The following is a 12,732-nucleotide window of genomic DNA, read 5'->3' on the forward strand; positions in this document are numbered from 1 at the left end:
GCCCCCCGCGCCCCCCCCCCCCCCCCCCCCCCCCCCGCCGCCCCCCCCCCCCCGCCGCCCCGCCCCCCCCCCCCGCGCCCCCCCCACGCCGACACCATGGCCGTCATCTCCTTCCTGTCCGGCCTGGTGGGGCTCTTGGCGATGAACCTCGTGCTCGGACCGATCGCGATCGTCCTCGCCGGCCTCGCCCTGCTCCGGGGCACGACCCGACCCGCCCGCGCACGCCTCGGGCTGGCCCTCGGGATCGCCGACCTCGTGGTCCTGGCCTGCCTGGTCAGCGCGGACCACACCTGGTCCTGGAGCCTCGGCTGACGGTGACCGTGGACCGGTCCCCGGTGCGGGACCGGTCCCGCACCGGGGATCCGCCAGCCGCACCCTGCCCACTTTCCACCCGCCGCCCTCCCCCTCCACAGTCCGAGCCGAAGGCCGTCCTCCCTCGGGCCCGGTCGCGCTGGCGTGACACGGGTGGGGTGACACTGGTGGGGTGACGCGTGTGAGCGAACGCCAGACGGACCGGCGCTTGGAACGGGCCATCCTCGAGCTGCTGGAGCGTCGGGGCCCCCGCTCGACGATCTGCCCCTCCGATGCCGCACGGACCGTGTACGACGGGGACGACGACGGCTGGCGCGCGCTGATGGAACCGGCTCGTCGTGCGGCCCGCAGGCTGGTCGAGGCGGGCGAGGTCGAGATCACCCAAGGCGGCCGTCCCGTCGAGCCGGCGAAGGCCCGCGGGCCGATCCGCATCCGACGTACGGCGGGCTGATCCCGAGGGAAAGGCCGTCCGCCGCATACCGCGCCCGCGCCGGTTCGGGCCGGTTCGGGCCGCAGCGGCACGCGGGCCAGTCGTGGCGGTGCCACTCGAGCCCGGCCGGGCCGGGTGCTGCGCGCCTACGCCGTGACGGTGGTCGCCCGTGGGACGGTCGTGGCGGTGCTCGACCGGCACGCGAGATCTCGGGTGCGGCGCGACACCTCGCACCTTGGGCGGACGGACGGGACAGCGGGCATGACGGCATCGGAATCGGGTTCGGCTGGTGCAGGGGCTTCGGGAACCGCGCCGGGCACGCGGCGGATTCTGGCTCCCCTGGCGTTGGCACAGTTCATCTGCAGCTTCGCGGGTTCGAACATGAACGTGATGATCAACGACATCAGCGAGGACCTGGACACCACGGTGCAGGGCGTGCAGGTCGCCATCACGATCTTCCTGCTGGTGATGGCCGCGCTCATGATCCCGGGCGGAAAGCTCACCGACAAGTGGGGCCGCAAGCGCTGTCTGCTGGCGGGACTGACGGTGTACGGGGCAGGGGCGTTGCTCAGCGCGGTGGCGCCGGGGCTGGGTGTGCTGATCGTCGGGAACTCGATCCTGGAGGGTGTGGGCACCGCGCTGCTGATTCCCCCGGTCTACATCCTGACGACGCTGCTCTTCACCGGCACGGCGGCCAGGGCGCGCGCGTTCGGGGTGATCATGGCGATGGGCGGGATCGGCGCGGCCGCGGGCCCGCTGATCGGCGGGCTGATCACGAGTGCGATCAGCTGGCGGGCGGCGTTCGTGTTCCAGGCACTGGTGGTCGTGGTGATCGTGCTGCTGAGCCGCGGGATCGACGACCCGCTGCCCCCTGATCCCGCCCGCCCCTTCGACACCGTGGGGGCCGTGCTCTCGGCGGCGGGCCTCGTACTGCTGGTCACCGGCATCCTGGCCGTCGACGACAGCGGCTGGCTGGCGCTGGGCCTGCTGTTGGCCGGGGCGCTGGTGCTGGCGGGGTTCTTCGCGTGGGTCCGGGGGCGCGAACGCGCGGGCCGGGAAGCCCTGCTGTCCACCGCCCTGTTCCGTGACCGCACCTCCAACCTCGGCCTGATCACCCAGAACACCCAGTGGCTGATGCTCATGGGCGTTTCGTTCACCGTCGCCGCCTACCTGCAGGTCGTCCGCGGCTACGACGCGATCGAGACAGGCGTGATCTTCACCGCCGCGACCCTCGGCATCCTCGCCTCGTCGCTGGCCGCGGAGAAGCTGGCCCGCCGGCACGCCCAGCGCACCCTGGTCATGGCCGGCTTCGCCGTGACGATCACCGGCATCGCCGTACTGATCGCCCTGGTCGCCGGGAACCCCACCCCCTGGGCGTTCGCCCCTGGACTGCTGCTGATCGGACTGGGTCTGGGGGTGATGCTCACCCCGTCGGTGAACATGGTCCAGTCATGCTTCCCGGAATCCCGGCAGGGTGAGATCTCGGGACTCTCGCGCAGCGTCTCCAACCTCGGTTCCTCGCTCGGCACGGCCGTCGCGGGCACGATCCTGGTGTCGGGTCTCAGCACGGGCGCGTACGCGGCAGCGATGGCGGCCCTGGCGGTGGTCGGTGTGGGCGGCCTGACGGCCGCCGCGTTGCTCCCACGGGCCCACCCGTCGGCGGCCGGCAAGGACGGTGAGCAGGCGCCCGACGTGCCGTGACCACGCCATCCGAGGGTGCGGGCCAACACCCCGGCCCCGCCCGCGAGGACGCCGTGGCCGAGCGGCCCCCGGCCACCCGCACCCGTGGGCCGGCTCCCCGCCGGCTCGGGCACCGGCCCGCCCCTGCGCGCCGGTGGGCCGGTGGATCGATGGGCCGTCAGGCGACCAGTGCGTAGATGCTGCTGCACATGAGCCAGAGTCCGGCCAGCAGCGAAAGGGTGACGATCAGCTGGTCCTGGTGGCGCTCGAGCCACGCCAGCAGGGCGTTCAGCCGCGCCTGGGCGGCGGCGGGCGCCCATACGGTGTACAGCTCCATGACGAGCAGGCTGAGGGTGGCCAGCAGGCAGTAGCCGGTCAGGGCGAGCCAGTCGGAGAGTGAGGAGAGGTCGGCGTCGACGACCGTGGCCGCGCCCGCACCGACCAGGGCCCACGGCTGGAGCAGCCAGGCGAGTGCGGCAGCCGTGCCGAGCGAGGCGTTGTCGACGCGGCCCCTCCAGCGCGGTTGCTTGTGCGGGCGGGGCGGGCGCCGGCGCCTGTAGCCGCCGAACAGCATCAGGCCGACGCCGATCGCCAGCTTGGCGGCGACCGCCGCGGTCGACGGCGTGGTGTGGTGGACCGGTGGCGTCCCACCGGTCAGCAACACCACGCAGGCGACCACCACGACCAGGTTGGCCAGCCACGACAGCAAGAAGGCGAGGCCCTTGCGTACACCGCGGCGTGATGCGAGGAGCAGGATGAAAGCGCTGTTGTGCAACGGTCCGAGGGTGATGGACGTACCGATCACGACCAGGTCGGCGATCATCGACACAACCGCTCCCGGGGGTCAGACCAGCCCGGGATCCCCGAACGGGCGTCTTGCACGGCATGCAGGGTGGGCAGGGCGACAGGGTGTGGGCACCCTCGAGGCGCCGTGTTCCGACTCTGCGTCTCCCGGCCCGACGGATCAAGCCAGCCACGCCGGTGCCCCCGAACGCCTCAGGCCTGACAGGGGCGACGGGAGGGGGCGCGCCGAGGCCGCCGCACCCCGTTCAGGGTGCGGCGGCCTCGGCGCGTCATCGGCCCGTCGGGCCTACTGCGCGGACACCTTGAGCAGCTTGTTCGGCGTGCCACTGGTCGGGTTCGTGATCTTCCCCGGGGTCGCCCCCGCGGTCAGTGCCGCCGCGACCTGTGCGGGCGAGGCGTCCTTGTGGCCGGCCAGATAGAGGGCGGCCGCTCCCACCACGTGCGGGGTTGCCATGGACGTACCGGAGATGGTCTTCGTACCGCTGTCGCTGTCGTTCCAGTCGGAGGTGATCTCCGAGCCCGGCGCGTAGAGGTCCACGATCGAGCCGAAGTTGGAGAACGAGGACTGGGAGTCGTCGGCCGCGCTGGAAGCCACCGTGATGGCCTCGGGGACCCGGGAGGGAGAGCCCTGTCCGGCGTCGGAGGACTCGTTGCCCGCCGCGACGGCGAAGGTGACACCGGCGGCTATCGACCGGCGCACCGCCTCGTCGAGCGCCTCGTCGGCGCCGCCGCCGAGGCTCATGTTGGCCACCGAGGGCCCGGTGTGATGCTGCGTCACCCAGTCGATGCCCGCCACCACCTGCTCGGTGGTGCCCGAGCCGTTGTCGTCGAGCACGCGGACGGCGACGATCTTGGACTTCTTGGCCACCCCGTGGGAGGTGCCCGCGATGGTCCCGGCGACGTGCGTACCGTGCCCGTTGCCGTCGTCGGCGGTCGCGTCGTTGTCCACGGCGTCGAAGCCGTGCGTGGCCCGGCCGCCGAAGTCTTTGTGACTGATCCGGACGCCGGTGTCGATGACGTAGGCCGTGACTCCCTCACCTCCCGCATCGGGGTACGAGTACTTCTTGTCCCCCGCGGTATCCGTCTGGTCGATGCGGTCGAGGCCCCACGACGGGGGGTTGTCCTGGGTGCTGTTGATGGAGAACTTCTTGTTCTGGACGACCTTGCCCACGGCCGGGTCGGCGGCGAGGCGCTTCGCGGCGGTCTCCGAAAGACCGGCTGCGGAGAAGCCGTTGACCGCGGACGTGTAGGTGCGCTTCAGCTCGCCGCCGTACTTCTTGGCGAGCGCCGGCTTGTCCGCGTCCTTGTCGAGTATGACGATGTAACTGCCGCTGAGCGCGCCAGGTGCGCCGAGCCCGTACACCGTTCCCTCGGCCGGGGTGTTCGCGCCGGCGAGGGGGGACAACAGCATGCAGACACCGGTTGCAGTGGCGACTCCCGTGGCTACCGCAAGGATCCGGATGCCGCGGGAACGGGTGCGTGCGTGCTTGTGAGTTGACATGGAGAGAGTGCTCCTCGTGTTGACGTGTGGGGCGTCAAAGCGTGCTGCGCAGCCCCTCCGGAGCCGAAAAATCTCCGGGGTGACCTTCGAAACCCTGACCGATTACCGGAGTTGATTCAAGGCCGCCCGGCGCGTCAGCGTTATTCAACAAGCTTTCTTAAAGAGACCTCCCCGTCGGCCCCACGGAATGACCACACTCTCCGAACCACCCACACATTCACGTCACTTCACGGTGCATTCGCGAACACGCCTCTGTGCAGCACCCGTCGACCGGTCACTTCCACGGGCGGAGGGGGTGGGGATTCACGGGGCGCGGCGGTCACCGCGCGACCCTCATCCAGAGGCCGGCGGCGTCGAGCGGCGGCGTCGGGCGGCGGCCGGAGATTCTTGATCGTTCTCACGTCGTTCGGGAACGACAAGGCCGAGGACTCACCTGATCGCGGGGCATCGCACAGGCCCTGGTGCGCGGGGTGGGGCTGGACAGGCTAGTTTGCTCGGATGAGTCTTCTCGATGACGTGGCCGAGCGCGACGGCTGGCGGTGCTGGGTGTGCGACGAACCGGTCGACCCGGACAAGTCGGTGAACGATGCGCAGGGGCCCAGCGTGGACAGCCGGACCACCGACCGCAAGGCCAAGGTCGCCGAGCGGCTCGCGCACCGCGGGTGCAACTCCCGCAAGGGCGCGGTCAAGGTGGTCATCGCCTGGCCGGACCGCCCGTACGTGGCCGAGCCGGCGCCGCTGCTCACCGTTGCCGCGCGGCTGGAGCGCAAGGCGGGCCGCGAGATGGTGGGCCGTTGTTCGACCAGGCAGGACGCCCAGGAAGCGGCGGACTGGCTGGTGGACCGGTTCTCCCGGCTGACCCCGGGGCTGCCGGTGACCGCCGACATCGAGGCGGGTGGCGGCCAGTTCCTCGTCATCCTCTCCACCGGCCGCCGCTGACCGGAGACGACCAGCGCCCGCCCCCCTACGGGAGGCGGGCGCGCGGGTACGGTGCGGCCCGGGTGTGCGGGGCCGCCGTCACCGCAGCACGCGGGGAAGCCGCAGGCTCAGCAGGACGGTCAGGAAGATCAGGCCCAACTGGACGAGCAGGGTGACCTCGAGCGCGTCCCGCACCCCCATCGTGGGGCTCAGCGCGAGGAACAGGCTGCCGAGCGTGGCGACACCCAGGGCGAGCGCGGACTGCTGCGTGGTGACCATGACTCCCCCGCCCACGCCGGCCCGGTCGGCGGGCACGTCCGAGAGCATCATCCGCATCAGGACCGGGAGTTGCAGGCCCTGACCGAGTCCGGCCACCGCGACGCCGGGTGCGATCGCGGCGAGGTCGAGGCCCGACCAGTCGCGGCGGACCGCCGAGAGCAGCAGGGCGATGCCCACGGCCTGGAGCACGCCGCCCGCCGTGACCACCCGGCTGCCGAAGCGCCCGACCAGCCGGGGCCCGGCGAGGGAGGCCGCGAAGAAGGCCACCGCCATCGGTACCAGCGCCAGCCCGGCCCGGACCGGGCCCATGTGCAGGCCCTGCTGGAGCACCACCGCGATCACGAACATGAACCCGCTGAAGCCGATCGAGAACGGCACCATCATCACCAGGCCGCGGCGCAGGGATTCCAGCCGCAGCAGGCTCGGCGGCACCAGCGGGGTGCGCCCCAGCCGGTCCTCCCGGCGCTCGGTCAGGTAGAAGGCGACCGCGGCGAAGGGGAACACGGCGAGCGAGACCCAGGTCCACAGCGGCCAGCCCGCCGCCCGCCCCTCGGTCAGCGGCAGCAGCAGGGACACCAACGAGAGGGCGAGCAGCAGGGTCCCGGGGACGTCGAGGCGCGCCGGGTGCTCCGAGCGGGTGTCCGGCACGGCCCGGACGGTCAACAGCAGACCCAGTGCCACCACCGGTACATTCACCAGGAACACGGCGCGCCAGCCCGTACCGGCCACGTCCGCGGCGACGAGGACGCCGCCCAGGATCTGCCCGGCGACCATGGACAGCCCTGCGGTGGCCCCGTACAGGCTCATGGCGCGGGCCCGGCGCGGGCCATGGGTGGTGGCCTGAATGGTGGCGAGCACCTGCGGCAGCATCAGCGCGGCCGCGGCACCCTGCGCCACCCGGGCCCCGACCAGCGTCCAGGCGGTGGGGGCCAGTCCGCAGGCGAGCGAGGTGAGACCGAAGGCGGCCATGCCGATCAGGAAGAGGCGACGCCGGCCGGCCGTGTCGCCGAGCCGGCCGCCGAGGACCAGGAGCACCGCGTAGGTCACCCCGTACCCGGCGACCACCAGCTCCAGCAGGGCCGGACCGGCCGCCAGGTCCGCGTCGATGGCGGGCAGCGCGACGTTGACGATGAAGAAGTCGATCAGGGGCAGTGCGGCGCCGAGCAGCACCGTGAACAGGCCGAGCGGCCCCATCGCGGTGCCGGCCGGCGGCGCGGTGGCCGCGGGCACCTCCGCGGAGACCGAAGAGGGGCGGTTTCGGCGGACCGTTGTTTCGCTCATGCCGGATACGATCCCCCGGCGCTCAGCCTGGTACCAGAGTCTCTTCATCCTGGTATAAGGACTACCTGGCAACGGGATGGACGCTGCGGCATCCTGGTGCCATGACCACTGTGGCACCGGAGAGCGACGTACGCCGGCACGAGCTGGCCGATTTCCTGCGCAGCCGCCGCGAGCGGATCACGCCGGAGCAGGTCGGGCTGCCGCGCGGCGCCCGCCGACGCACCCCGGGACTGCGCCGCGAGGAGGTCGCGCAGCTCTCGGCGGTCGGGGTCACCTGGTACACCTGGCTGGAACAGGCGCGGGAGATCCAGGTGTCCCAGCAGGTCCTCGACGCCCTGGCCCGGGCCCTGTTGCTGGATCCCAGCGAGCGGACCCACCTGTTCGCCCTGGCCGCCATGCCCGACCCGGCACCGCACGCGGCGTGCCCGACGGTCACCCCGGCCCTGCGGGCCATGCTGGACCAGATGGGTCCCGTGCCGGCCTGCGTCCAGAACAGCCGGTACGACATCCTCGCGTACAACGAGACGTACGGTCGGCTGCTGTGCGACCTGGACGCGCTGCCGAGGGAGGACCGCAACTGCATGTGGCTGGCGTTCACGAACGCCGAGTGGCGAGCGGCCGTGGTGGACCTGGCGGAGATGAACCGTACGCTCGCGGCGAAGTTCCGGGCCTCGATGGCGGAGCACCTGGCGGAGCCGACGTGGAAGGCGCTGCTGTCACGACTGGAGACCCACTCGCCGGAATTCCGGGAACTGTGGGCACGGCACGAGGTGGTCGGCCCGGCGGGCAAGACGAAGTACCTCCGCAACGCGCGGGTGGGGCTGCTGCACCTGGAGCACACCAACCTGTGGCTGGGCCCGTCGGCGGGCCCGCGGCTGGTGACGTACGTGCCGATGGACCAGGAGACCCGTGAACGGCTGGAGCTGCTGCACCGCCTGTCCCCCGCCGGGGCCTGACGCGGGTGGGCGTCGGGCTTGCGGCCGCGAGCCCGTGGACCGACACGTGACGACCAGTGAGGCCCCGTGAGGCCCCGTGGTGCGGCGTGCCGGGCGCACGGCCCCCCGCCGCTGGTGACGCGGCGGGGGTCGGCCCCTACCCGGGGCGCCCCGAACTCACCCTCGTGGCAGCCGCGGTTCACCGGAGGAGGACACGGCGCCACCTCCCGGAGGGTTCTCGCAGGTCACGTCCTCGGCGGGCAACTGACCCGTGGAGAGGTAGACGTTGACGGTCGCGTCGGCGCAGGACCCGGACGAGGAGAGGTACACCCCGTGCCCCTCTCCCCCGCGGGCCAGCACCATCCGTGAGCCCTTGAGGGCCTTGTGCAGGCCCTGACCGCTGGCGAGCGGGGTCAACGGATCCCACTCGTTCTGTACGGTCAGCACGTCCGCACGGGTCTTCATCGGCGTGGCGGGTTCGAGCGGCCGCTGCCAGAAGGCGCACGGTTTGATGTTCGACGCGAAGTCCCCGTAGAGGGGGTGCGCCACCTTGTCCCGGGCCGCGTCCCGCGCGTACTGTCCGGGCTCGCGCGGCCAGTTGTCCGTGTCCCCGCACAGCACGGCCCAGTACACGGCGGTGGCGTTGCTCGAGGGCACGGCGACGGGGCCCTCCGCGGCCGCCGTCCGGTCCTGCGGCCCGTCGCCGCGCGGTCCGGGCATGCCGGGAAGACCGGGCATGCCGGGCGCGGGTACTCCGGGTGCTGCGGGCACTGCGGGCACTGCGGGCACTGCGGGTGCTCCGGGCGCTCCGGGCGCTCCGGGCGCTCCGGGCACGGGTATTCCGGGCGCGGGGTTGTCGGGTGCGGGAGTTCCCGGCTGCCCGGGGTGCGGCGACTCGGCCGAGGCCCTCAGGGCCCTGATCACCGACGAGGCACCCTCGGTCGAGAAGAAGAGCGAGGGGTCGGCCCTCAGGTCGGCACCCGTGACCTTCGTCCCGTAGTGGAGGATCGGATCCCTGTCGGCCCGGGCCACCAGCGCCCAGAACGTGTCGGACACCGCTTCGGGCGTGGCGCCGAGCCCGTAGGTCTCCGAGCGCTCCGCCGCCCACCGCGTCCACCGCTCGAAGGCGGGTTCGGCTCCGGTGCCCCACACCTGCAGCATGCCCCGCCAGGCGCGCTGCGGGTCGACCCCGCTGTCCAGGACGAAACGGTCGGTGCGTTGCGGGAACATCTGGGAGTACACCGCTCCCAGATAGGTCCCGTACGAATAGCCCAGGTACGAGATCGTCCGTTCTCCCAGGGCCGCGCGGATCACGTCCATGTCGCGTGCGGTGTTGCGGGTGGTGATGTGGGGGAGCACATCGCCGGACGCCTCGCGGCACTTGTCGGCGATGCTGCGGGCCCAGGCCACGTCCGAGGCGAAGGTCTCGGGCCGGTAGGCCCCGCCCACGCCCTTGTCCGCGGGGCTCACGTCACCGCAGCTGACCGGACTGCTCTGCTCGACCCCTCGTGGATCGAAGCCGATGAGGTCGTAGCGGTCCCGTACGTCCTTGGGCATCTCCGCGTCCAGCCGCAACGGCCGGAGGAGCCCGGAGGTGGCGGGTCCTCCCGGGTTGAAGAGCATGACCCCGCGGCGCTTGGCGGGGTTCTCGCTCTTCATACGGGATATGGCGATGTCGAGGGTGCGCCCCTTGGGGCGCTGGTAGTCGAGCGGCACCGTGAGGGTCGCGCACTCGAACGCCGCCGGCCTGTCGGGACTGCAACGGTGCCAGGCGGGTTTCTGACGCAGGTACTCAGGGACGTGCGCGGCGGCGGCCGGGGGCGCCCCGAGGACGGGCAGGGCGGTGGCGATGAGCCCGACGGTGGCGAGCACGGGGGCGAGGCGTTTCATGGGCGTGGTGCCGTCCTTCCGGTGAATTCGCTGCTGCCCCCACCTTGTTGGGTGGACGGGCCCGGGCGAATCCCCCGGAAGAGCCGATCTTCATCCCTCGCGTGTACCACGCGATATCCGGACATCTGGCCGGTACTGAACCTGCGTCACTCACCCCCGCGGGGCCGCCCCCGGCGTACCCGCCCGTCCGCCCGTCGTCCCTGTCCCTCTCACGTATGACACCCCTCGAGGACGCCCCCTCCGCGCGGGGCAACCGAAGCCGGCCCCGGGCACGCCGCGACGTCGTGGTCCTGAGGCGGCGTGGGCGCCGTTCTCGCCCGGTGCGGACGACTGACGCGCGCTCCCGCGCAGGTCACGGAGAGCCCCGTGTTCCGCGAGTTCCGCGCGCGGCCCGCGGCACGACGGCCACGGCGCGGCTCCGGGCCCGCGGCCGGTGCGGCGGCGGCTCGGCGGCTCGGCGGCTCGGCGGCTCAGGAAGGCCCGGACGCAGAACGGCAGTACCACCGGCGGAGCGGTGGTACTGCCGTTCGGGTTCCCGTTCCGGTCGAGGATGCCCGTCTCACTGCCAGGACGTGAACCGCCACTTCGGGGACTTCTCGGTGCAGGCCTGGTAGACGGCGGGGGTGCCGTTGTGGTGCTTCACGCCCCCCACGCCGACGCAGTGCTGGTCGGAGATCTCGAAGCGGTCCCCGTGGCCGGTCATGCTCCAGTCCGTTCTCAGGTCCCGGTTCGAGCAGTCCGCCTGCACGATGTCACTGCCCGGCTCGAAGTTGTCCCCCACCAGGGCGAGGCACTTGTCGCTGTGCTGTGCCCGGAGCCTGACGAAGAGGACGTGGTCGGTATCGCGCTGACCGGCCGGCCGGTCCTCCAGCTCGCCTCTGGGCGTGTCGATCGTGGTCGTGACCCGCCACCGCTGGTCCGTGATCCCCAGGCAGTCCCACAGGACCACATCCGCGCCCGAGCGCTGGGACGATCCCGGGACGCTCAGGCACTTGCCGTCCGGGCTGCGAATCTCGTAGTACTGAACGGCGGCGTGGGCCGGGCCCGCGCCCAGGGCGCCCAGGACCAGGGACTGTGCGGCGAGGATCGCGAAGGCGGCGGCGACGCGGGCCGCGGGACGCCCGGGCATGCCGGTCATGGGTCCTCCTTCGGCCGTTCTGCGAACACCTACAGGGCGACGCTAGCCGCCCTTCGCGGGCCACCCTGCCTTGGACTAGTCCATCCGGGTGACCCCGAACACGGGCTCCGCGCCCGCCCCCGTCCTCGTCGGCCCAGGTCAGGGCAGGCCAGGGGCACGCGGCGGGTACCCCGCGATCACGATGCCGCGGTGGGGGGTCAGGGAGCTGCCGGGGCCTGGCGTCGGGCGAGGGCGTCGGAGGTCTTGGCGGTGATGCAGAGCGAGGCGATGAGGGTGAGGCCCAAGGCCCCGCCGACGGCGAGGACGCTCCCCGTCGCCACGGGCGCGGCGCTGCCGGGCTCTCGTGCCGAGCCCGAGAGGAAGGGGACGATGCCCAGCACACCGGCTCCCAGCCCGATCTCCGCCCAGACGACCTTCGGGAAGTGGTGCAGCGTCAGGTGCAGGAGCGAGGACTTCTCGTCGGCCTGGCGGGCGAGGGTGATGCGCGGCATCAGCCAGAACTGGTTGACGGCTCCGGCCACGACCATGCCGAGCACCAGGAGGATCTTGACCAGCAGGAAGAGGCCGTAGGTCGTCGTCCACAGCTGTCCGATGCTGCCCACGTGCTTCCAGGACAGCCAGAGGCCGGAGATCATGACCGCGGCGACACAGACGAGGGCGACGAGGCTGAAGCGCCTCCAGATGTCCGCCCAGAGCAGGCCGGCGTTCTCGCCCAGCTGACGGCGGGCACCGGCGAGGCCGGCCAGGACCGCCAGTCCGCCGAGCCAGACCGTGCCGCTGATGATGTGCGCCTGCCCGAAGACGAGGCCGGTCACGCGGTCCGCGTCAGGGGTGGTGGCCGGTATCGCGCCGACGAGCGTGACCGCGACCGACAGAGGCAGCGCGGTCAGAGCGATCGCGTCCACGTGTCGGCGGACCGCTCCGACGAAGAGCGAGACCAGCGCCAGGGACGTCAGGACGAGGACCGCGTTCTGGGCGATGTAGAGCGTGCCCTGCGCCACCCAGGCGTCCTTGCCCGCGGGTGCCCGCAGGAAATCCGCGATGCGCCCCGGGGCGAGCGCGTCACCGAAGGGCATGCCCTTGCCCGCCCGGGCCACCCGGGCGGCAAGCTGGAAATAGCCCGCCACCAGCAGCACGGCCCCGGCCCACGCCAGATAGAGCGCGGTACGCCGCCGCAGCGCCACCGCGTCCGCCTCCTCCGTCCGCGGCGCGCGGAGCGCCGGGCGAACGGCCGCCACGTAGGTGACGGTGGAACCGATGGCACCGCAAAGACCGACGAAATAGCCGGACTTGGTCAGGACCCTCCACAGGGGAGGGGTGGTGTAGGCCGCAGCAGCAGCAAGGTCAGCGTGAATCATGTAGGTGAGGCTAACCTAAATAAAGATAATGTGAAGAGGGGGGTCGCGTAAGGGGCATCCTGGGCGGCGCGGGGGAAGGGATCCAGGCCGAGTCGTGGGGGGGGGGGGGGGGGGGCGCCCGGCGCGCGGGGGCCCCCCCCCCCCCCGCGCCGAACGCGCGCGCGCGGCCCCGCCCGCGCCCGAGCAGCCCCACGACCCTGCCCGCG

Annotated in this window: 11 protein-coding genes; 5 read left to right on the plus strand and 6 right to left on the minus strand. The window is 72.3% G+C overall.

Going from position 1 to position 12,732, the window contains the following annotated elements; genetic code table 11:
* Positions 1-96: 96 nt before the first annotated feature.
* The 3 genes from ACWF9Z_RS15285 to ACWF9Z_RS15295 all read left to right on the plus strand — a co-directional run bounded on the left by ACWF9Z_RS15285 (position 97) and on the right by ACWF9Z_RS15295 (position 2,443).
* Positions 97-312, plus strand: coding sequence for a DUF4190 domain-containing protein (locus ACWF9Z_RS15285; protein WP_453602222.1), 216 nt, complete (start codon positions 97-99; stop codon positions 310-312).
* A gap of 181 nt (positions 313-493) precedes the next feature.
* Entirely contained in the window at positions 494-763 is a 270-nt protein-coding gene (locus tag ACWF9Z_RS15290) for a DUF3253 domain-containing protein (RefSeq protein WP_453602225.1), read from the plus strand.
* A gap of 240 nt (positions 764-1,003) precedes the next feature.
* Entirely contained in the window at positions 1,004-2,443 is a 1,440-nt protein-coding gene (locus tag ACWF9Z_RS15295) for an MFS transporter (protein ID WP_453602228.1), read from the plus strand.
* A gap of 157 nt (positions 2,444-2,600) precedes the next feature.
* Here ACWF9Z_RS15295 and ACWF9Z_RS15300 read toward each other — a convergent pair whose 3' ends face one another.
* Entirely contained in the window at positions 2,601-3,245 is a 645-nt protein-coding gene (locus tag ACWF9Z_RS15300) for a GAP family protein (protein ID WP_453602493.1), read from the minus strand.
* A 267-nt stretch (positions 3,246-3,512) separates the two neighbouring features.
* Positions 3,513-4,727 carry a S8 family serine peptidase gene (locus ACWF9Z_RS15305; protein ID WP_453602231.1) on the minus strand — a complete coding sequence of 405 codons (1,215 nt, stop codon included), beginning with the start codon at positions 4,725-4,727 and terminating at the stop codon, positions 3,513-3,515.
* Between the two features lie 498 nt (positions 4,728-5,225).
* Here ACWF9Z_RS15305 and ACWF9Z_RS15310 point away from each other — a divergent pair, with 498 nt between their 5' ends.
* Positions 5,226-5,666, plus strand: coding sequence for a hypothetical protein (locus tag ACWF9Z_RS15310; RefSeq protein ID WP_453602234.1), 441 nt, complete (start codon positions 5,226-5,228; stop codon positions 5,664-5,666).
* Between the two features lie 78 nt (positions 5,667-5,744).
* Here the strand turns inward: ACWF9Z_RS15310 and ACWF9Z_RS15315 are convergent, their stop codons facing one another.
* The gene (locus tag ACWF9Z_RS15315; RefSeq protein WP_453602236.1) at positions 5,745-7,205 is read right to left on the minus strand and encodes an MFS transporter; all 1,461 of its coding nucleotides are present in this window, start codon (positions 7,203-7,205) and stop codon (positions 5,745-5,747) included.
* A 101-nt stretch (positions 7,206-7,306) separates the two neighbouring features.
* Here ACWF9Z_RS15315 and ACWF9Z_RS15320 point away from each other — a divergent pair, with 101 nt between their 5' ends.
* Complete coding sequence (locus ACWF9Z_RS15320) at positions 7,307-8,161, plus strand: MmyB family transcriptional regulator (RefSeq protein WP_453602239.1); 855 nt, start codon at positions 7,307-7,309, stop codon at positions 8,159-8,161.
* 156 nt (positions 8,162-8,317) lie between these two features.
* Here the strand turns inward: ACWF9Z_RS15320 and ACWF9Z_RS15325 are convergent, their stop codons facing one another.
* The 3 genes from ACWF9Z_RS15325 to ACWF9Z_RS15335 form a co-directional block, all read right to left on the minus strand.
* The gene (locus tag ACWF9Z_RS15325; protein ID WP_453602241.1) at positions 8,318-10,030 is read right to left on the minus strand and encodes an alpha/beta hydrolase; all 1,713 of its coding nucleotides are present in this window, start codon (positions 10,028-10,030) and stop codon (positions 8,318-8,320) included.
* Positions 10,031-10,589: 559 nt separating this feature from the next.
* On the minus strand, positions 10,590-11,168 hold the full coding sequence (locus ACWF9Z_RS15330; RefSeq protein WP_453602244.1) for an RICIN domain-containing protein: 579 nt from the start codon (positions 11,166-11,168) through the stop codon (positions 10,590-10,592).
* Between the two features lie 197 nt (positions 11,169-11,365).
* A complete protein-coding gene (locus tag ACWF9Z_RS15335; RefSeq protein WP_453602246.1) occupies positions 11,366-12,526 on the minus strand; it encodes a copper resistance D family protein in 1,161 nt (386 codons plus the stop codon).
* Between the last annotated feature and the right edge of the window lie 206 nt (positions 12,527-12,732).

It is taken from the genome of Streptomyces sp. NPDC054961 (assembly GCF_053609145.1).